16 protein-coding genes are annotated in these 18,733 nt (G+C 68.4%); 9 read left to right on the plus strand and 7 right to left on the minus strand.

Annotated features, from left to right (window positions below):
* Positions 1-3 precede the first annotated feature (3 nt).
* Complete coding sequence (locus ACSFB7_RS09935) at positions 4-981, minus strand: tripartite tricarboxylate transporter substrate-binding protein (RefSeq protein WP_435469483.1); 978 nt, start codon at positions 979-981, stop codon at positions 4-6.
* Positions 982-1,175: 194 nt separating this feature from the next.
* On the opposite strand from ACSFB7_RS09935, the gene ACSFB7_RS09940 reads away from it, so the two are divergent.
* On the plus strand, positions 1,176-1,721 hold the full coding sequence (locus ACSFB7_RS09940) for a MarR family winged helix-turn-helix transcriptional regulator (protein WP_435469485.1): 546 nt from the start codon (positions 1,176-1,178) through the stop codon (positions 1,719-1,721).
* Positions 1,722-1,772: 51 nt separating this feature from the next.
* Here the strand turns inward: ACSFB7_RS09940 and ACSFB7_RS09945 are convergent, their stop codons facing one another.
* Both ACSFB7_RS09945 and ACSFB7_RS09950 read right to left on the minus strand, forming a co-directional pair.
* Positions 1,773-2,906, minus strand: coding sequence for a CaiB/BaiF CoA transferase family protein (locus ACSFB7_RS09945; protein ID WP_435469487.1), 1,134 nt, complete (start codon positions 2,904-2,906; stop codon positions 1,773-1,775).
* 12 nt (positions 2,907-2,918) lie between these two features.
* Complete coding sequence (locus ACSFB7_RS09950; protein WP_435469489.1) at positions 2,919-3,920, minus strand: YhdH/YhfP family quinone oxidoreductase; 1,002 nt, start codon at positions 3,918-3,920, stop codon at positions 2,919-2,921.
* A 121-nt stretch (positions 3,921-4,041) separates the two neighbouring features.
* Here ACSFB7_RS09950 and ACSFB7_RS09955 point away from each other — a divergent pair, with 121 nt between their 5' ends.
* Positions 4,042-5,274, plus strand: a complete 1,233-nt coding sequence (locus ACSFB7_RS09955; RefSeq protein ID WP_435469491.1) for an acyl-CoA dehydrogenase family protein — start codon at positions 4,042-4,044, stop codon at positions 5,272-5,274.
* 12 nt (positions 5,275-5,286) lie between these two features.
* Here ACSFB7_RS09955 and ACSFB7_RS09960 read toward each other — a convergent pair whose 3' ends face one another.
* On the minus strand, positions 5,287-6,444 hold the full coding sequence (locus ACSFB7_RS09960; protein ID WP_435469969.1) for a CaiB/BaiF CoA transferase family protein: 1,158 nt from the start codon (positions 6,442-6,444) through the stop codon (positions 5,287-5,289).
* Between the two features lie 234 nt (positions 6,445-6,678).
* Between ACSFB7_RS09960 and ACSFB7_RS09965 the strand changes: the two genes are divergently transcribed.
* Genes ACSFB7_RS09965 through ACSFB7_RS09980 form a run of 4 tightly spaced genes read left to right on the plus strand, consistent with a single transcriptional unit; the run spans position 6,679 to position 10,808 of the window.
* Entirely contained in the window at positions 6,679-7,488 is an 810-nt protein-coding gene (locus ACSFB7_RS09965; protein ID WP_435469493.1) for an IclR family transcriptional regulator, read from the plus strand.
* A 28-nt stretch (positions 7,489-7,516) separates the two neighbouring features.
* Complete coding sequence (locus ACSFB7_RS09970) at positions 7,517-8,677, plus strand: acyl-CoA dehydrogenase family protein (protein ID WP_435469494.1); 1,161 nt, start codon at positions 7,517-7,519, stop codon at positions 8,675-8,677.
* A gap of 41 nt (positions 8,678-8,718) precedes the next feature.
* On the plus strand, positions 8,719-9,699 hold the full coding sequence (locus ACSFB7_RS09975; protein ID WP_435469496.1) for a tripartite tricarboxylate transporter substrate binding protein: 981 nt from the start codon (positions 8,719-8,721) through the stop codon (positions 9,697-9,699).
* On the plus strand, positions 9,696-10,808 hold the full coding sequence (locus ACSFB7_RS09980; protein ID WP_435469498.1) for an NAD(P)H-dependent flavin oxidoreductase: 1,113 nt from the start codon (positions 9,696-9,698) through the stop codon (positions 10,806-10,808). The genes ACSFB7_RS09975 and ACSFB7_RS09980 overlap by 4 nt, the downstream gene beginning before the upstream one ends.
* Positions 10,809-10,822: 14 nt before the next feature.
* On the opposite strand, the gene ACSFB7_RS09985 is transcribed toward ACSFB7_RS09980, so the two are convergent.
* Both ACSFB7_RS09985 and ssb read right to left on the minus strand, forming a co-directional pair.
* Entirely contained in the window at positions 10,823-11,236 is a 414-nt protein-coding gene (locus tag ACSFB7_RS09985) for a PaaI family thioesterase (protein WP_435469500.1), read from the minus strand.
* Between the two features lie 202 nt (positions 11,237-11,438).
* Positions 11,439-12,020, minus strand: a complete 582-nt coding sequence (gene ssb / locus ACSFB7_RS09990) for a single-stranded DNA-binding protein (RefSeq protein WP_435469502.1) — start codon at positions 12,018-12,020, stop codon at positions 11,439-11,441.
* A gap of 105 nt (positions 12,021-12,125) precedes the next feature.
* On the opposite strand from ssb, the gene ACSFB7_RS09995 reads away from it, so the two are divergent.
* Genes ACSFB7_RS09995 through ACSFB7_RS10005 form a run of 3 tightly spaced genes read left to right on the plus strand, consistent with a single transcriptional unit; the run spans position 12,126 to position 17,561 of the window.
* A complete protein-coding gene (locus ACSFB7_RS09995; RefSeq protein WP_435469504.1) occupies positions 12,126-13,508 on the plus strand; it encodes a chloride channel protein in 1,383 nt (460 codons plus the stop codon).
* A gap of 49 nt (positions 13,509-13,557) precedes the next feature.
* Positions 13,558-16,662, plus strand: coding sequence for an excinuclease ABC subunit UvrA (gene uvrA, locus ACSFB7_RS10000; protein WP_435469506.1), 3,105 nt, complete (start codon positions 13,558-13,560; stop codon positions 16,660-16,662).
* A gap of 8 nt (positions 16,663-16,670) precedes the next feature.
* On the plus strand, positions 16,671-17,561 hold the full coding sequence (locus tag ACSFB7_RS10005) for a DMT family transporter (protein WP_435469508.1): 891 nt from the start codon (positions 16,671-16,673) through the stop codon (positions 17,559-17,561).
* On the opposite strand, the gene ACSFB7_RS10010 is transcribed toward ACSFB7_RS10005, so the two are convergent.
* Positions 17,538-18,662: an ABC transporter substrate-binding protein gene (locus tag ACSFB7_RS10010; RefSeq protein ID WP_435469510.1), complete on the minus strand. Its 1,125-nt coding sequence runs from the start codon at positions 18,660-18,662 to the stop codon at positions 17,538-17,540. The two genes, ACSFB7_RS10005 and ACSFB7_RS10010, sit on opposite strands and share 24 nt — an antisense overlap.
* Positions 18,663-18,733: the final 71 nt, after the last annotated feature.

Raw genomic sequence — 18,733 nt, forward strand, 5'->3', positions numbered from 1 at the left:
CGCTCAGGGCTGGAAGCCCGAGCGGCGCACCACCGGCTCCCACTGCTGGCGATAGGCCTTGAGCATCTGCGCGGTCTCCGCGGCGGTGCTGACCACGGGCGTGATGTAGAGCGCGTCGGCGGCCTTCTGCAGCCCCGGGTCTTTCATCACATCGTGGATCGCGTTGGCCAGCAGCTGCACCTTCGCGGGCGCCATCGAGCTGGGCGCGAAAAAAGTGTTCCAGCCATCGGCATCGATCTTCATGCCCGCTTCGCGAAAGGTCGGAATGCCGGGCGCGAAGCTCGCGCGCTTCTTGCCCGACACGGCCAGGATGCGGATCTTGCCGGCCACGTGCTGCGCATAGACCGAGTCGAGCGTGTCGATGGCAATCGGCAGGCTGCCGCCGATCAGGTCGGCCGACAGCGGCGCCGATCCGCCGTAGCCCTTGATCTGCGGCTGCACGCTCAGCGCATCGCCCACCATCAGGCCAAAGAAGTGAGGCAGGCTGCCGGTGGCCGGCACGCCGAAGACCGCCTCTTCGGGATGCGCCCAGAGCCGGCCCACCAGGAACATCGCGCGGTCGAGCTGCAGCTTGTTGCCCACCGCGAGCGCGAAGTCATAGCTGCTGACCTGCGACACGGGCACGAAGTCCTTGTCGGGGTCGTAGCCCGCGTCCTTGAAGACGAGCGGCGCCACCACCATCACGGCGGGGTTGCCGAGCATCAGCACGTTCTGCGACGCAGGCGTGCGCTTGACCTCCTTGGCCGCCAGCCGGCCGCCTTCGCCGGGGCGGTTTTCGACAGTCACCGCCACGCCGAGCTTGGGCGTGAGCCGCTCCGCGATCAGGCGCGCGATGCGGTCGGTGCTGCCACCGGGGGCATAGCCGACCACGAGGCTCAGCGGTCCGTCCAGCGCGGGTGCCTGGGCATGGGCCACGGGTGCGCAAGCGGCAAGGGCCATGCCCCATGCCATGAGCTTGCGCCGGGAAAGGAATGCAACCATCGGATCTCCTGGGGGCGGGTGATGAGCAGGCAGGCAGGCGCGATTCCTGCGCGGCGAAAATCGCCCGTCGAACCTGTTGCTGCTTGTGGAAACTTGTTACCGAGTTATACGTACGCCACAAACAGTTGATCTAATCCATCACCTGTGCGCTGAGGCGAGCGGACCACACTCCCGGCCCTTCTGAATCCATCCGTATGCCATCCTTTCCCGACGCGGCGGCGTTGCGCACGCCCAACTCCCTGGACGACCTGCTGCTGTACCGGCTGTCGCGCGCCGCGCGCGCCGGCAGCGGCATGGCGACCCGGCTGGTCGAAGGCGGCTTCGGCATCACGCGCCGCGAGTGGGGAATGATCGGCACGCTCGCGCAAGAGGGCGAGCTGACGTCATCGACGCTCGCCGAGCGCCTGCAACTGGACCGTGTGCGCACCTCGCGCGGGCTGCGCAGCCTCGTCGACAAGAAGCTGGTGGAGCGGCGCCAGGATGCACAGGACGGGCGCGAGGTGCATGTGCGGCTGAGCCCCTCGGGCCAGCAGCTCTTCGCCAAGCTGTTTCCGCGGATCGCGGCGCTCAACACCGATCTGCTGGCGGGCATCGATCCTTCGGAGCTGGAGATTTTTCTGCGCTGCCTGCGGCATCTGGAGCAACGTGGAAGCGAGCTGATCGCGCAGGGGGCCATCGTGGAGAAGGCGGACCGGCGCTCGGGGGGCACGCGGCATCGGTGGCCGGAGCGCGGCGGCTGAGCGATAAAGAAAAAAGGCCTCCTGTGCAGGTGCTGAAGGAGGCGCCCGCACTCATCGCCGGCCGAGAGCCGACCAGCACGCATCCGCAGGATCGAAACCCCAATCGCGCAACGCTTCACCGCCGCCCTCGCGTGCCTCGGCCGGCGTGCGGCCCGTGACGCTCGCGGTGCGCGAGAAGCGCGGCGCCGGTGCGGGCTGGCGCACGCCGCCGACCTGCACGAAGCTCTCGCGCGCCACGTGGTGTGCATGGCCCGGCACTTCGGCGAGCGACAGCACGGGCGTCACGCAAGCCTCGGTGCCGTCGAAGACCGCACACCACGCGTCGCGCGTGCGCGTGGCAAAGAGCGCTGTAAAGCAGCGTCGCGTTTCGGGCCATGCGGCGCGGTCGTGCTGCGGCGGCAGCGCATCGGCCGCCAGGCCCAGCCCCGCGAGCAGCGCTGCGTAGAACGCAGGCTCGATCGCACCGACCGCCACGTGCCGCCCGTCGCGCGTCTCGTACACGCCGTAGAAGGGCGCGCCGCCGTCCAGCAGATTGGATTCGCGCCGGTCCAGCCATTCGCCCGTGGCCACGCGCCCCAGGATCGGCGCCATCAGCAACAGCGAGCCGTCGACCATCGCCGCATCCACGACCTGCCCCTTGCCGCTTGTGCGCGCCTCCAGCACGGCGGCCATGACGCCGAGCGCGAGCAGCATCGCGCCGCCACCGAAATCACCGATGAGGTTGAGCGGCACGACGGGGCGCTCCGCCGTGCCGATGGCATGCAGCGCGCCCGTGAGGCCGAGGTAGTTGATGTCGTGCCCCACGGTCTGTGCGAGCGGGCCCTGCTGGCCCCAGCCCGTCATGCGGCCGTAGACCAATGACGGCGATGCGGCCAGGCAGGCATCGGGGCCGAGGCCCAGGCGCTCCATGACGCCGGGGCGGTTGCCTTCGAGCACCACGTGCGCGTTCTGCGCCAGCGCGAGCACGGCATCGCGTGCGGCTGCGTCCTTCAGGTTCGCCGTCAGGCTGCGCCGGCCGCGCAGAACCGTCTCGTGCCGCGCGTCCCGTGTGATGCCCATGTCGGCGGGCACGGGCCGCGCGATGCGCAACACGTCGGCGCCCATGTCCGCGAGCATCATCGCGGCCCAGGGCACCGGGCCGATGGCTTCGAATTCCAGCACGCGCAGACCGTGCAAGGGCCCCATCGCAGAGACCTTTCAGCGCGAGAAGTCGACGAGCACGCGGCCCGAGGTCGCACCGTCGAGTTGCCGCGCGCTGTGTTCCATCAGGGCGCCCAGCGGGATGCGTTGCACATGCGGCAGCACGGCCGCCATGTCGGGCTTCCAGTCGGTCGCGAGCTTGGTCCACAGGTGCCGCCGCTGATCGACAGGCGCATTCGCCACGATGCCGAATAGCTGCACGCGCCGCATGATGAAGGGCAGCACGCTGCCCTCGTAGGTGTTGCCGGCCGCATTGCCCACCGACGCCACGGCACCGCCATCGGCCATCGAGCGCAGCAGCCACGACAGCATCGGCCCGCTGACGTTGTCGATGGCGGCGGCGAAGCGCGGCTTTTCCAGCGGGCGCTGCGGCGCGTCGAGCACGGAGGCGTCGATCACTTCATGCGCACCGATGGCGCGCAGCCTTTCTTTCTGCGCCATGCGGCGCGTGATGGTCGCCACGCGATAGCCCGCGCGCGCAAGGATGGCCGTGCCCAGCAGGCCCACCGCGCCGCCCGCGCCGCTCATCGCCACGCTGCCCGTGTCGGGGCCGATCCCGAGTTCGATGAAGCGCTCCAGCGCCATCGCGGCGGTGAAGCCGGGCAAACCGATGACGGCCGCCTCGTAGGGCGTGAGGCCCTGCGGCACCGCCTGCACATGCGCGGCGGGCACGCGCACCAACGCGGAAAAGCCGCCGTCGAATGCAATGCCGGTCTGAAAGCCATGCACGAGCACCGCCTGGCCGGGCTCGAACAACGCCACCGATGACGCGACCACCTCGCCGACCAGCTCGATGCCCGCCACGCGCGGATACGACGCGATGATCTTCGCGCGCCCGTGCAACGAGAGGCAGTCCTTGTAGTTCACGCCCGCATGAAGGGTGCGCACGACGATCTCGCCGGCGGACAGGTCGTCGAGCCGCAAGGTCTCGATGCGGCTGCGCACGCCGCCCTCTGTCTGGTGCGTGCGAAGGGCCTCGAAGGTCTGGGGAATGCTCATGGGCACATCTGACCAGCGCCGGACCGCATCCGCAAGCCGGTGTTTCGCCTGTCGAAACACGGCTCGACCGCGCGGCCCGTGCGACGCCACCATGCAGGCCACCCGACCGGAGACACACCAGATGACGACAAGCACGCCAGCCGCCCGACTGTTCGGCGATCACTTTCTCGAACGCCTGCAGCCCGATGAGCAGGTCACCGTGCAACGTGTGCGCGACCTGTGCCGCGACACGCTGGGCCCGCAGGCCGATGCCGTCTCGCGCGAAGACGTGTTCGCATGGGACACCTTCCGCACGCTCGCACGCGAAGGCGTGGTCGCCACCGCGTTCCCGCGCGACTATGGCGGCACCGACGCGCGGCAGGCCGTGCGCATCCGCATCATCGAAGAGCTGGGCCGGGTGTGCAGCACCTCGGCCTCGATGATCACGGGCACCGACCTGTCGAGCCGCGCCATCGTCGCGGGCGCGAGCGAGGCGGTGCGCCGCCAGATCGTGCCGGGCCTTTGCACCGGCGAGCTGCAGGCAGCCTTCGCGCTGACCGAGCCCGGCGCGGGCTCCGACGTGCGCGGCCTCTCGACGATGATCCGCCGCGAGGGCGAGCGCTACGTCGTCACCGGCCGCAAGAAGTTCATCACGCGCGCGAGCACGGCCGACTGGTTTGCGGTGGTGGGCCGCGCCGAGGACGATCCCTCGGTGTTCATCGCCGTGCTGATGCCGCGCGATGCCAAGGGCTTTCGCATCAGCGCGGAGGTCGACAAGCTGGGCTGGTTCGGCGTGCCGATCTCCTCGCTTGAATTCGATGCGGTCGAGGTGCCTTCTTCACATCGCCTGGGACAAGAGGGTGACGGCTTTTCTCTCGCGCAGGACGCGCTGCTGCGCGCCCGCATCGGCCACGCCGCGATGGCGCTGGGCCGCGCGATCGGTGCGGTCGAAATCGCAAGCCGCTATGCGAGCGACCGCACCGTGTTCGGCAAGCGCGAGGGAGAGCATCAAGGCGTGCAGTGGATGCTGGCCGACATGGTCACGCAGATCGAGGCCAGCCGCGCCCTGCTCGCGCTCACGGCCGACAAGTACGACGCAGGCGCGAGCGACGTGTCGATCTTCGCGTCCATGGCCAAGCTGCAGGCCACCGATCTCTGCATGAAGGTCGTGACCGATGCGTTGCAGCTCACGGGCGGGCGCGGCTACCTGCGCGACTTTCCGCTGGAGCGCTTCTTTCGCGATGCCAAGCTCAACCAGATCGGCGAAGGCGCGAGCGAAGTGCACAAGACCGTGATCGGCCGCGACGTGATGCGCCGCGCGCCGCTGGCGGAGCGCAACCCGTGCCTGCGCGACGGGCCGCTCACGGACTACTGAGAGAACAAGGCTTCAGATCACCCTGGCCTCGCGCAGCGCATCGAGCGCGGCGGCGTCGAGGCCGAACTCGCCGTAGACCTCGGCGTTGTGCTCGCCGGTGTCGGGGCCGGTGCGCGGAATGGGCAGCTCGCGGCCCGGCACGCGCGGCACCACGCAGGGTGCGGGCAGCGTGCCGTAGTCCGGGTCGGGCAGGCGGATGATCGCGTTGCGCGCCTGGTAGTGCGGGTCTTGCTCGATGTCGGCGATGGTGAAGATCTTGCTGAACGGAATGCCCGCGTCTTCGAGCTTGCGCTCGACGGTGTCGTAGTCGTGCGATGCAAACCATTCGCCGAGCCCCTCGTCGAGCGCCTTGAGGTTCACCACGCGCGAAGGGTTGGTGGCAAAGCGCGCGTCGCCCGCCCACTCGGGTTTTTCGATGGCCATGCACAGGCGCTGGAAGATCGGGTCCGACGACGCGACCACCGAAAAATAGATGCCGTCGCGGCTGCGGTACATGTTCGAGGGCGCGGTGTAGCTCGCGCAATTGCCCGCGGGCATGCGCACCGTGCCGAGCTGTTCATGCTCCACGGGCAGCGGATCGAGCAGGCGGAACAGCGCCTCGGTGGCGGCCAGGTCCACTTCGCAGCCCAGCGCCTGCGGGTCGCCGCGCAGCCGTGCCATTTCCGATGCGATGGAGAACGCGCAGAACAATCCCGCCACCGCATCGCCCACCGGAAAGTTGCTGTGCAGCGGCGAGCCGCCCGCTTCGCCCGTGAGGTTGGTGAAGCCGCTCATCGCCTCGAAGATGCGCGCAAAGCCCGGCCGCGCCTTGTAGGGCCCGGTCTGGCCGAAGCCCGTGAGCCGCACCACCACGAGCCGCGGGTTGGCGCGGTGCAGCGTGGCCAGGTCCAGCCCCCAGCGGTCGAGCGTGCCGGTGCGAAAGTTCTCCAGCAGCACGTCGAACTGCGTCACCAACCGGAGCAACAGCTCGCGTCCTTGAGGCTGGCGCACATCGAGCGTGATGCCGCGCTTGCCGCGGTTGGCAATCTTCCACCACAGCGCCTTGCCGTCCTTCACGGGCTGCAGGCCGCGCAGCGCATCGCCGCCGCCGGGCAGTTCGAGCTTCACCACTTCGGCGCCCTGGTCGGCGCACAGCGTGGCGCCCAGGGGCGCGGCCAGCACGGTGGCCATGTCGAGGATGCGCACGCCGGAAAGGGCGCCGCGCGCGGGTTGTCGTTGCGTGTCGTCGGGGGTATTCAACCGTGGCTCCAATGCCGGAGCACAGGCCCCGGGAAAGCGCCGGTTTTGCCAGACGCAGCACGGGCCAACAATCGATGTTTCGCACAGCGAAACACCTGCTGCGTTTCATTGACTCCCCATTTCGATCGGCCAATCATGCCCACACCGCCGCGCTCTTCTTCACGCATGACAACCATCGCGCTTCCGGGTCTCGTCGATCCGCACGACCTCACCGCCGACCGCCAGTTCTCCATGAACCTGGCGCGCGGCATGGAGGTGCTGCGCGCGTTCACCAGCGCCGACCCGGTGCTGGGCAATCGCGAGATTTCGGACCGCACCGGCCTGCCCAAGCCCACTGTCTCGCGCATCACCTACACGCTCACGCTGCTGGGTTATCTGAGCCGCGATGCGGGCGCGCAGAAATACAAGCTCGGGCCCGGCGTGCTGTCGCTGGGCTATCCGTTGCTGGCCAGCATGCAGGTGCGCCAGATTGCGCGACCCATCATGGAAAGGCTGGCGCGCGAGACGGGCTGCTCGGTGAACCTGGGCATGCGCGACCGCGCCGACGTGGTGTACGTCGACACCATCCGCACCGACAACACCAACACGCACATGCCCGACATCGGCAGCACGCGCCCGCTGCTGGCCGCGTCCATCGGCCGTGCGCTGGTGCTGGCCTGCACGGCGCAGGAGCGCTCGGCCATCCTCAACCGGCTGCGCCTGCAGGACGCGCAACTGTTCCAGCAACTGCGCCCCGCGTGGGAAGCCGACCAGAAGCTCTTTGCCGCGCGCGGCTTCTGCCACTCGCGCGGCGACTGGAAGAAAGACATCCACGCGGTCGCCGCGCCCGTGCGCGTGCCGCCGCGCGAAACACCGCTGGCGATGAACTGCACGCTCGCCACCTACCGACCGCCCGGCGAAAAGATGGAGCGCGAAGTCGCGCCCCTGCTGCTCGATGCCGTGCGCCAACTCGAAACGGCGCAAGGCCTGCGCTGAACAAACAAGAAACCAAGCCCCCGCACCCATGATCCGCAACCCCGAAAAGTTCAACGCCCTGCTTGCCGAAGTCCGCGACTTCATCCGCAACGAATGCATGCCCATCGAAGCGGACGTCGACCGCGACGACCTCATTCCCGAGCCGGTGGTCGAGCGCATGCGCGCGCTGGGCCTGTTCGGCCACAGCATCCCCGAGCAGTACGGCGGCGCGGGCCTCACGAGCGAAGAGCTGTCGCTGGTGAACATGGAGGTCTCGCAGGCCGCCACCACCTTTCGCGCGCGCTTCGGCGGCAACACGGGCATCGCATCCGAATCACTGGTGGTCGACGGCACGCCCGAACAAAAGCAGCGCTGGCTGCCCGAGCTGGCCAGCGGCCGTCTCACGGGCTGCTTCGCGCTCACCGAGCCCGAGGCAGGCTCCGACGCCACCGCGCAGCAGACCGTGGCCGTGCGCGACGGCGACCACTACCTCATCACGGGCCGCAAGTGCTTCATCACCAACGCGCCCATCGCCGGCCTGTTCACCGTGTTTGCGCGCACCGACATGCAGGCGAAGGGCGCGGCCGGCATCACGGCCTTCCTGGTCGAGCGCGACACGCCCGGCCTTACCGCGCCCGCGGGCTATCGCAAGATGGGCCAGCACGGCTCGCCCGTTGGCGAGGTGATTCTCGAAGGCTGCCGCGTGCATGCATCGGCCATCGTCGGCGGCGTGCCGGGGCTGGGCTTCAAGACGGCGATGAAGGCGCTGAACAAGCAGCGCATCAACCTCGCGGGGCTGTGCATCGGCCCGGCCATCCGGCTGGTCGACGAGATGGTGGCGCGCGCCGCATCGCGCAAGCAGTTCGGCCAGGCCATCGCCGAGTTCCAGCTCGTGCAGCAGATGATTGCCGAGAGCAACACCGAAGTGCACGCCGCCCGCGCGCTGCTGCTGGAGACGGCGCGCAAGCGCGACGACGGCGCCGACGTGACCATGGAAGCGTCGATGTGCAAGCTGTTCGCCTCCGAGATGTGCGGCCGCGTGGCCGACCGCGCGGTGCAGGTCTTCGGCGGCGGCGGCTACATCAACGACAACGTGGCCGAGCGCTTCTACCGCGACGTGCGGCTTTTTCGCCTGTACGAAGGCACGAGCCAGATCCACCTCACCAACATCGCGCGACGCACCATGGCACGAGCCGGGCACCAGACCTGAGCCGGCGGCGCGCGCCAGTCATCATCAACGGAGACAAACCCATGACCCTCAAAGGCACCTTGCTGGCCGCGCTCGTCGCTGTCCAGTCCCTGGCAATGGCGGCGCCCGCACTCGCGCAGGGCAACTACCCGAGCAAGCCGATCCGCATCATCGTGCCGTTCACCGCCGGGGGCGTGGTCGACTCGATTGCGCGGCTGGTGGGCGAGCGGCTGTCGGTCAAGTACGGCCAGCCCGTCATCGTCGAGAACAAGGCCGGCGCGGGCGGCTCGATCGGCACCGACTACGTGGCCAAGGCCGCGCCCGACGGCTACACGCTGCTGTGCGTGAGCCCCGGCCATGCGGTGGCGCCGAGCCTCATCAAGGGCGTGGCATGGAACCCGGTGCGCGACTTTCGCGCCATCGAAGGCTTCGGTGTGATTCCCAACGTGTTCGTGGTGCCGACCGAGGTGCCCGCCAAGACCATGGCGGAACTGGTCGCGATGGCCAAGAAGGCCAACCCGCCGCTGACCTACGCGACGGCGGGCATGGGCACGTCCAACCACCTGTCGGGCGAACTGCTGGCGCAGAGCGCGGGCATCAAGCTCACGCACGTGCCGTATCGCGGCCAGCCCGACGCGCTCAGCGACCTGCTCGCGGGCCGCGTGACGATGATGCCGCTCACCGTGGCGCTGGCCGTGCCGCACATCAAGACCGGCAAGCTGCGCCCGCTGGCCGTGACCACGAGCAAGCGCTCCAGCGCCCTGCCCGACATTCCCACGGTGGCGGAGGCCACCGGCCTGAAGGGCTACGACGTGGGCACGTGGTTCGGCTTTGTCGCACCGGTGAAGACGCCCGACGCCATCGCCGCCAAACTGTCTGCCGACGTGGCCGAGATCCTCGCCGACCCGGCGATGAAGTCCAAGTTCGACGTGCTGGGCCTCGAGGTGGCGCCGCAGGGGCCCAAGCAGTTCGACGCTTTCATCGCGAGCGAATACGACAAGTGGAGCAAGGTCATCAAGACGGCGGGCATCGAGGCGCAATGAACACCGCGAGCGATTCGCCCGTGCGGCCGCCGCTGTGCGACAGGCTGGGCATCCGTCATCCGATCTTCGGTTTCTCGCATTCGGTGGACGTGTGCGTGGCCATTGCGCAGGCGGGGGGCTTTCCGGTGCTGGGCCTCGCGCGCGAGCTGCCGCACGAGATTCCGCACATCCTGGCCGAGGCCAGCGCGCGCATGGCGGGCATGCCCTACGGCATCGACCTGATGCTGCCCTCGCAGGTGCCCGAAGAGGCCGCGAGCATCGACAGCGTGCGTGCGCAACTGCCCGCGCAGCACGTGGCCTTCGTCGAGGGCTTGCGCGACCGCTTCCAGGTGAAGCCGCCGCAGCAGCCCAGCTTCTTCACGACGCAGGTGCGCACCAAGGCGCTGTTCGATGCGCAGATCGAGGCCGTGCTCGACTCCGATGCGCGCGGCGTGGCCACGGCCATCGGCCTGCGCGCCGACCTCATCGAACGGGCGAAGGCGCGCGGCAAGCTCACCTTCTCGCTGGTCGGCTCGGTGCGGCATGCGCGCAAGGCACTCGACATGGGCGTGGAGGTGCTGGTGGCGCAGGGTTATGACGCGGGCGGCCACACGGGCACGGTCGGCACGCTCTCGCTGTTGCCGCAGGTGATTGCCGAAGCGGGCGATGTGCCGGTGCTGGCTGCCGGCGGCATCGCGACCGGCGCGCAGGTGCTGGGCGTGCTGGGCATGGGCGCGCAGGGCGCGTGGCTGGGCACGCTGTGGATGGGCGCGAAGGAAAACCACACGCCACCCGCGCTGCTGCAGCGGCTGATTGCCAGCGGCAGCGAAGACACGCTCATCACACGCGCCCACAGCGGCAAGCCCTGCCGCGTGGTGCGCAGCGACTGGATCGACGCGTGGAACGAACCCGGTGCGCCGGCGCCGCTGGGCATGCCGCTGCAGCAGGCGCTGACGGGCGACGTGTTCGCCTCGATGCACGAGTTCGACGACGCGCGGCTCATCTACGAGGCGGCGGGGCAGAGCGTGTTCGGCATCGAGTGTGAGACCACGGTGGCTGCGCAGATGCATGCGCTGGTGGGCGACATGCAGGCTGCGTGGGGTCGCATGCGTGGCTGGGCGGCCCGGTAGGCGGCCCAGCCGCTCTAAAGGCTCGCCAACATCCCGGTTGAAGAGGCCTCGGCAGCCAGCTTGCCGTCGGCGTTGTAGAGCGCACCCTCGAGAAACGCAATGCGTTTTCCACGCCTGATCACTCGCCCTTCGACCCGTCCTTCGCCCGGTCCGACTTTTTCATAGAAGCTCACCTTGATCTCCAGGCTGAAGACGGTCTGCGCATGGTCCGTGTCGTGCATGACGGCATGGGCCATGGCGGCGTCAAGCCAGGCGGTGATGAAGCCGCCCTGCGCAATGGTGCCGTTCGTGTGGCAATACTCGCGTCGCACGGTGAAGGCGGCCTGGAGCAGCTTGCGCTCTGGCTCCCACCCGGTCACGTGGAAGTTGCCCATCGATTCACTCAGTGCCTGGCCCGAGCGGATTCGAGCCTCCAGATCGTCGTTCATTGGTTCGTGTGGCTGATGAAGTCATGGCCATTCTCATCCGAAATCGAACGACCGGCCGCGCCGTCGGCGAAGCCGAGGCGCGCGAGTTGGGCCTCGCTGCGTGACGGCACATTTTCAAACCCGGTCGAAAAAGTCGACAACAAAAAAGGGCCCGCGGCGCTGGCGCCGCGGGCCCTTTTTTACAACTGCCTGGAGTCGGTTCTCAGAACGGAATGTCGTCGTCCATATCGTCGAAGCCCGACGACGATTTGGCCGGCGCTTGGCGCGGAGCCGGTGCCGGAGCACGCGGTGCCGCTGCGGGTGCGGGTGCGGGTGCGCGGGGCGCGTATCCGCCACCACCACCACCGCCGCCACCATTGCCACCCTGCGAGTAGCCGCCGCCACCACCGCCGCCTTGCGACGAGTAACCGCCGTCGTCCTCAGGACCGCCCGACGGGCCGCCCTGGCCTTGACGGCTGCCGAGCATCTGCATCTGGTCGGCGCGGATCTCGGTGGTGTATTTTTCGATGCCGTCCTTGTCGGTCCACTTGCGCGTGCGCAGGCTTCCTTCGACGTAGACCTGCGAGCCCTTGCGCAGGTACTGGCCGGCGATTTCGGCCAGGCGGCCGTTGAAAACGATGCGGTGCCATTCGGTGGCTTCGCGCATTTCGCCGCTTTGCTTGTCTTTCCAGCGATCGGTGGTGGCCACTGTGACGTTTGCGACCTGATCGCCGCTCGGGAATGTCCGCATTTCGGGGTCGCGCCCCAGGTTGCCGACGACGATGACTTTATTGACCGATGCCATATGCACTGCCCCTGATAAGTAGATGGAAGAAGAGGAAGAGAACCCTCGATTGTGCCCCATGCCGAACGGCCACACCCCGCCCAAGTGCCAGAATGGGCGCCAGCGATGAACCGCGAACCTGACTTCTTCGAGCACCTGCGCACCGAGCTGTCGAGCGGCCGCGTCTGGCTCGACCGCGCCATCGTGCTGGGCTACGCCATCGCGGCCGGGCTGTTCGTGGTGGGCTTCACGCTGGCCAGCGACTGGATCTTCGCGGGCTTCCACCGTTTCTACCGCGCCTGGCCCTGGGCCGTGCTGCTGACCACGCCGCTCCTGACCGCCGGCATCGTCTGGTTCACGCTGCGCTTTTTCCCCGGCGCGGGCGGCTCGGGCATTCCGCAGATCAAGGCGGCGCTGCACCCCGCGCTGCCCGAGGAGCGGCGTTTCATGTTCGCCTCGCTGCGGCTCACGGTCGCCAAGATCGGGCTCGGCGCGGCGGGGTTTGCGGCCGGGCTGTCGATCGGCCGCGAGGGGCCTTCGGTGCAGGTGGCGGCCGGCGTGATGCAGCATGCTCGGCGCTGGCTGTCGCCCAACACGGCCATCGACGGGCGCGCGCTGCTGGTGGCGGGCGGCGCGGCCGGCATTGCGGCGGCCTTCAATGCGCCGCTGGCGGGCGTGGTGTTCGCCATCGAGGAGCTGTCGGGCCGGCTGGAGGCGCGCTCCAGCGGGCTGATCATCACGGCGATCGTGCTGGCGGGCCTGGTGGCGGTTTCGGCTTTCGGCAACACCAGCTACTTCGGCGTGATCCGCGTGCCCCGGCTGGGCTGGGACGCGCTCGGGCCCGGCCTGCTGGTCACGCTGCTCAGCGGCGCGGCCGGCGGGCTGTTCGCGCGGCTGCTGATCGCCTCGCTGACGGGCGCGCCCGGGCGCCTGAACCGCTGGCGGGCGCGCTTTCCGGTGCGCTTCGCAGCCGTCGGCGGGCTGGCGGTGGCGGTGATCGGGCTGGTCACGGGCGGCGTCACCTTCGGTGCCGGCTCGGAGGCGGTCAAGCAGATGCTGCAGGGCCATGACCAGCTGACGCCGCTCTACACGGTGCTGAAGTTCGTCGCCACCTGGCTCACGGCCTGGTGCGGCGTGCCGGGCGGGATCTTCGCGCCCTCGCTGTCCATCGGCGCGGGCATCGGCGACGCGGTGGCCCGGCTGGCCAATGGCGACCTGGGGCCGGCCCTCATCGCGATGGGCATGGCCGGCTTCCTGGCCGCGGTCACGCAGGCGCCGCTCACGGCCTTCATCATCGTGATGGAAATGGTCGACGGACATTCGATGGTGCTGAGCCTGATGGCGGCCGCCATGCTGGCCAGCCTGGTCTCCCGCATGATCAGCCGGCCGCTGTACGACACGCTGGCCGAACACATGGTCGGACGGGCCATCGGCACCACCGAACCGGTGCGCCCGCCCCCGCCCGAAGCGCCCCCAGCCGAACCGCCGGAACCCGCCCGCTCGCCATGAAATCGCGGGCGGTCTATCATGTCCGGTTGCCCTCGGACGATCGCCCCCTTTGAATTCGACATCCACTGAAGACAGCGCGGAGCGTGCACGCGACGCGCAACTCGAACGCGACACCTACCTCGGCGCGGTGCTTGCGCAGCAGCGCATCAGCATCCGCGGCGCGCGCACCCACAACCTGAAGAACGTCGATCTCGACATTCCGCGCAACAAGCTGGTGGTCATCACCGGCCTGTCGGGCTCGGGCAAGTCGAGCCTGGCCTTCGACACGCTGTATGCCGAAGGGCAGCGGCGCTATGTCGAGAGCCTCTCGGCCTATGCGCGGCAGTTTCTGCAGCTCATGGACAAGCCCGATGTCGACGTGATCGAGGGCCTGTCGCCCGCCATCAGCATCGAGCAGAAGGCCACCAGCCACAACCCGCGCTCCACCGTGGGCACGGTGACCGAGATCCACGACTACCTGCGCCTGCTGTACGCCCGCGCCGGCACGCCCTACTGCCCCGACCATCACCTGCCGCTGCAGGCGCAGACCGTCTCGCAGATGGTCGATGCCACGCTGGCGCTGCCCGACGAGCCCCGGCTGATGATCCTGGCGCCCGTGGCGCGCGAGAAGAAAGGCGAGTTCCTCGAACTCTTCGCCGAGATGCAGGCCGCGGGCTACGTGCGCTTTCGTGTCGACGGGCAGACCTACGAATACAACGACCTGCCCAAGCTCAAGAAGACCGAGAAGCACGACATCGACGTGGTCATCGACCGCCTGCGCGCGCGCCCCGACATGCAGCAGCGCCTGGCCGAGAGCTTCGAGGCCGCGCTGCGGCTGGCCGAAGGCCGTGCGATTGCGCTGGAACTGGGCGCAAGGCCGGAAGGCAGTGCCGATGGCGCTGCGGGCGCGGCCGACAAGGAGCACCTGTTCAACGCCAAGTTCGCCTGCCCGATCTGCCACTACTCGCTGTCGGAACTCGAGCCGCGCCTGTTCTCGTTCAACTCGCCCGTGGGCGCCTGCCCGAGCTGCGATGGCCTGGGCCACCGCGAGGTGTTCGATCCGGCGCGCGTGGTCGCCTTCCCCTCGCTGTCGATCGCCAGCGGCGCCATCAAGGGCTGGGACCGCCGCAACGGCTACTACTTCAGCATGATCGAGAGCGTCGCCAAGCACTACAAGTTCGACGTCGAAGCGCCCTTCGAATCGCTGCCTGCGTCGGTGCAGCAGGTGCTGCTGAACGGCTCGGCGGCCGAAGAGATCAAGTTCAACTACACCATGGAGTCGGGCAACTTCGCGGGCAAGAAGCTCACGAAGAAGCATCCCTTCGAGGGGATCATTCCGAACATGACGCGGCGCTACCGCGAGACCGATTCGGTGATGGTGCGCGAAGACCTCGCGCGCTTTCGCAACCTGCAGCCCTGCCCCGACTGCGGTGGCTCGCGGCTGCGGCGCGAGGCGCGCAACGTGTTCCTGGTCGATGAGTCGGCACGCCCGGCCGATGGCGGCGAGCCGCCGCGCATGGCGATCTTCGAGTTGAGCCACCTCACCCTGCGCGATTCGCTCGCCTGGTTCCAGACGCTCAAGCTGCGCGGCGCCAAGGCCGACATCGCCGACAAGGTGGTGCGCGAGATCGGCCTGCGCCTGAAATTCCTCAACGACGTGGGCCTGAACTACCTGAGCCTGGACCGCAGCGCCGAAACCCTTTCGGGCGGCGAGGCGCAGCGCATCCGCCTCGCGTCGCAGATCGGCTCGGGCCTCACGGGCGTGATGTACGTGCTCGACGAGCCCAGCATCGGCCTGCACCAGCGCGACAACGACCGCCTGATCGGCACGCTCAAGCATCTGCGCGACATCGGCAACAGCGTGATCGTGGTCGAGCATGACGAGGACATGATCCACGCCGCCGACCACGTGATCGACATGGGCCCCGGCGCCGGCGTGCACGGCGGGCGCGTGATGGCACAGGGCACCTACGCCGAGGTGTCGGCCAACCCCGAATCGCTCACGGGCCAGTACCTCTCGGGCGTGCGCAAGATCGAAGTGCCGAAGCACCGCACCGCGTGGTTGCCGGTCGTGAAGAAGGCCGCCTTCAACGAAGGCAAGAAGCCCTCGCGCTTTCCGCAAAGCCCCGCCGCCGAACGGCGCGCCGCGCGCGAAGCGGCCCACCTTGCCACGCAGACCGACCTGCAGGAGATCCGCGTGGTCGGCGCCACCGGCAACAACCTGAAGGACGTGACCGTCGCCTTCCCGGTCGGCCTGCTGACCTGCGTGACCGGCGTCTCGGGCTCCGGCAAATCGACGCTGGTGAACGACACGCTCTACACCGCCGTGGCGCGCACGCTGTACCGCGCGCATGAAGAGCCAGCCGCGCACGAGTCGGTCGAGGGCATCGAGTATTTCGACAAGGTCATCAACGTCGACCAGAGCCCCATCGGCCGCACGCCGCGCAGCAACCCTGCAACCTACACCGGCCTGTTCACGCCCATCCGCGAGCTGATGGCCGAGACCAACACCGCGCGCGAACGCGGCTACGGTCCGGGCCGCTTCAGCTTCAACGTGGCCGGTGGCCGCTGCGAGGCCTGCCAGGGCGACGGCGTGGTGAAGGTCGAAATGCACTTTTTGCCCGACGTCTACGTGCCCTGCGAGGTCTGCCACGGCCAGCGCTACAACCGCGAAACGCTCGAGGTGCTCTACAAGGGCAAGAACATCGCGCAGATCCTCGAGATGACGGTCGAGACCGCGCACGAGTTCCTGAAGGCCGTGCCGACCATCGAACGCAAGCTGCGCACGCTGCTCGACGTGGGCCTGAGCTACATCAAGCTGGGCCAGTCGGCCACCACGCTGTCGGGCGGCGAGGCGCAACGCGTCAAGCTCGCGCTGGAGCTGAGCAAGCGCGACACCGGCCGCACGCTGTACATCCTCGACGAACCGACCACCGGGCTGCACTTCGCGGACATCGAGCTGCTGCTGAAGGTGCTGCACCAGTTGCGCGACGCGGGCAACACCATCGTCGTGATCGAGCACAACCTCGACGTCATCAAGACCGCCGACTGGCTGATCGACATGGGCCCCGAAGGGGGAGCCGGCGGCGGCACGGTGGTGGGCGAAGGCACGCCGGAGGACATCGCGGCGAACGAGGCGAGCCACACGGGGCGTTATCTCAAGCGTTTGCTGTAGACCTGTCCATGCCTTCCTTCACACCGCGCCAATTCGTCCTTCTCGTTCTGCTGACCCTCGCCTGGGGTTTCAACTGGCCCGTGATGAAGCTCGGCGTGGCGGACTATCCGCCGCTCGGCTTTCGCGCGATCTCGATCTGGCTGGGCCTCCCGGTGCTGGGCCTTGCGCTGGTGTGGATGAAGGTGCCGTTTCGCGTGCCGCGCAGCGCATGGCCCGAGCTGCTGTGGCTGGGCGCCACCAACATGTTCGTCTGGCATGCCTGCATCATCCTTGCGGTGAAGGCGCTGTCGGGTGGGCGCGCGGCGATCCTGGGCTACACGATGCCGGTGTTCTCCGCCGTCATCGGGGCCGTGCTGTTCGCGGCCGTGCTCACGCGGCGCGCATGGCTCGGCGTGGGTGCCTGCGCGGTCGGTGTGGGGCTGTTGCTGTGGCACGAACTCACCGACTTCGCGGGGCGGCCCGGCTATGTGGCGCTGGCGCTGGTGGCGGCTGCGACTTGGGCACTGGGCACGCAGTTGCTGCGCCACACGCGCATCGGGTTGCCGACGCTCACGCTGTCGTTCTGGATGACGGCGCTCACGGCGGTGGTGATGACGGTGCTGTCGCTGCTCTTCGAGCGCGAGCAATTGCGCTGGCCCGGCAACGTGACCTGGGGATCGATCGGCTACAACGCCGTGCTGATCTTCGGCTTCGCGCACGCGGCGTGGTTCTATCTGGCGCGCGGCCTGCCGCCCATTGCCTCGACGCTGAGCGTGATGTTCATTCCCGTGCTCGGCGTGTTCAGCGGCGCGGTGTGGCTGGGCGAGGTCGTGCACTGGCAGGACTGGGTCGCGGTCGCGCTGATGATGGTCGCGATCGCGTCGGTGCTGTGGCCTTCACGGACGGCCAGCAGCACCTGAGGGAAACGCCGCCTCGCCTGCGATCGTCTCGACCAGGTCGTAGCAATCCCATTCACCCGTGGACTGCGCCGGCTGCTTGACGCGCAGCAGGTACATGTCGTGAAGCATGGTCCCGTCTTCGCGAATCCGCCCGTCTTTCACGTACATGTCGTTGAGCGTGGCTTTGCGCAGATACGTCAGGACGGCCACTGGATCGGTACTGTTCGTGGCGGCGACTGCCTTCAGGTATTGAAGCGCCGCGGAGTAGTCGGCTGCCTGAAGCGAAGAAGGCATGCGCTGCTGCCGCGCAAAGAAGCGCTCGGCCCAGCGCCGCGTTTGCACGTCGCGCGTCCAGAACCAGCTGTCCGCCAGATAGAGGCCCTGGGCTTTCTCCAAACCCATGTGGTGGATGTCGTCGATAAAGGTCAGCAGGCCGACGAGCTTCATCTGGTGGGTCATGTTCATCTTCTCCATCGCCGCCATCGCCTTGAGCAGTTCGGCGTGGCCGTTCGCCAGGCCCAGCACTTCGGCGCGGCTCTCGCGGGCGGCCTCCAGGTAGGGCGTGAAATCGTCCGCGCCATGCGGGTTCTTCACCGATCCGACAACGACGCCGCCTGCCGCCCGAACCGCCGCCGTGCCATGCGCCTCGAGCTCGCGCCCGAACTGATAGTCGGCGGTGACATAGAACCAGCGCTTCATCCCTTGGCGCGTCAACGCGAGACCGGGGACGGTGGCAAGCGCGATGGTGTCGTAGGCGTACTGGATGACAGGGAACGCCGCGCGCTCGCGTGTCTGGACCGAGGTGCCCGCGCCGACGACGAAGATCGGCTTTCCAAGCCTGGCCGCGATGGCGGTCATCGCCAGGCTGGTGTCCGAGTTGACGCCGGTGATGACCATGTCCACGCCGTCTTGCTCGTACCACTTGCGCGCGATCTCGGCCGCTCTGCCAGGGGCGTTCTGGTGATCACCGAGCAACAGCTCGACACGGCGACCCGCAACGGACCCGCCCATGTCCTCGATCGCCATGCGGATCGCCTCCGCGCCGGCCGGGCCGTCCACGCCTTGATAAGGACCGGCGAGGTCCGTGCAGAAGCCGATGCGGATGGGGTTGTTGTCAGTCATGCGTGCACCTTTCCGAGCCCACAGGCTCGGGGGAAACAAAGCGGCGGCGAGCGCCGCCTTGGTGGTTTGTC

The organism is Variovorax raffinosi (assembly GCF_051216615.1).
Classification (GTDB): Bacteria; Pseudomonadota; Gammaproteobacteria; order Burkholderiales; family Burkholderiaceae_C; genus Variovorax.

Excerpts from the sequence above, each read along its gene's own strand:
- ACSFB7_RS09980 (WP_435469498.1), top strand. The coding sequence starts at position 9,696 with ATGAACACCGCGAGCGATTCGCCCGTGCGGCCGCCGCTGTGCGACAGG.
- ACSFB7_RS09965 (WP_435469493.1), top strand. The coding sequence starts at position 6,679 with ATGACAACCATCGCGCTTCCGGGTCTCGTCGATCCGCACGACCTCACC.
- ACSFB7_RS10005 (WP_435469508.1), top strand. The coding sequence starts at position 16,671 with ATGCCTTCCTTCACACCGCGCCAATTCGTCCTTCTCGTTCTGCTGACC.
- ACSFB7_RS09950 (WP_435469489.1), bottom strand. The coding sequence starts at position 3,920 with ATGAGCATTCCCCAGACCTTCGAGGCCCTTCGCACGCACCAGACAGAG.
- ACSFB7_RS09970 (WP_435469494.1), top strand. The coding sequence starts at position 7,517 with ATGATCCGCAACCCCGAAAAGTTCAACGCCCTGCTTGCCGAAGTCCGC.
- ACSFB7_RS09960 (WP_435469969.1), bottom strand. The coding sequence starts at position 6,444 with ATGGCCACCGTGCTGGCCGCGCCCCTGGGCGCCACGCTGTGCGCCGAC.
- ACSFB7_RS09975 (WP_435469496.1), top strand. The coding sequence starts at position 8,719 with ATGACCCTCAAAGGCACCTTGCTGGCCGCGCTCGTCGCTGTCCAGTCC.
- ACSFB7_RS10010 (WP_435469510.1), bottom strand. The coding sequence starts at position 18,662 with ATGACTGACAACAACCCCATCCGCATCGGCTTCTGCACGGACCTCGCC.
- ACSFB7_RS09995 (WP_435469504.1), top strand. The coding sequence starts at position 12,126 with ATGAACCGCGAACCTGACTTCTTCGAGCACCTGCGCACCGAGCTGTCG.
- ACSFB7_RS09935 (WP_435469483.1), bottom strand. The coding sequence starts at position 981 with ATGGTTGCATTCCTTTCCCGGCGCAAGCTCATGGCATGGGGCATGGCC.
- ACSFB7_RS09940 (WP_435469485.1), top strand. The coding sequence starts at position 1,176 with ATGCCATCCTTTCCCGACGCGGCGGCGTTGCGCACGCCCAACTCCCTG.
- ACSFB7_RS09945 (WP_435469487.1), bottom strand. The coding sequence starts at position 2,906 with ATGGGGCCCTTGCACGGTCTGCGCGTGCTGGAATTCGAAGCCATCGGC.
- ACSFB7_RS09955 (WP_435469491.1), top strand. The coding sequence starts at position 4,042 with ATGACGACAAGCACGCCAGCCGCCCGACTGTTCGGCGATCACTTTCTC.
- ACSFB7_RS09985 (WP_435469500.1), bottom strand. The coding sequence starts at position 11,236 with ATGAACGACGATCTGGAGGCTCGAATCCGCTCGGGCCAGGCACTGAGT.
- ssb (WP_435469502.1), bottom strand. The coding sequence starts at position 12,020 with ATGGCATCGGTCAATAAAGTCATCGTCGTCGGCAACCTGGGGCGCGAC.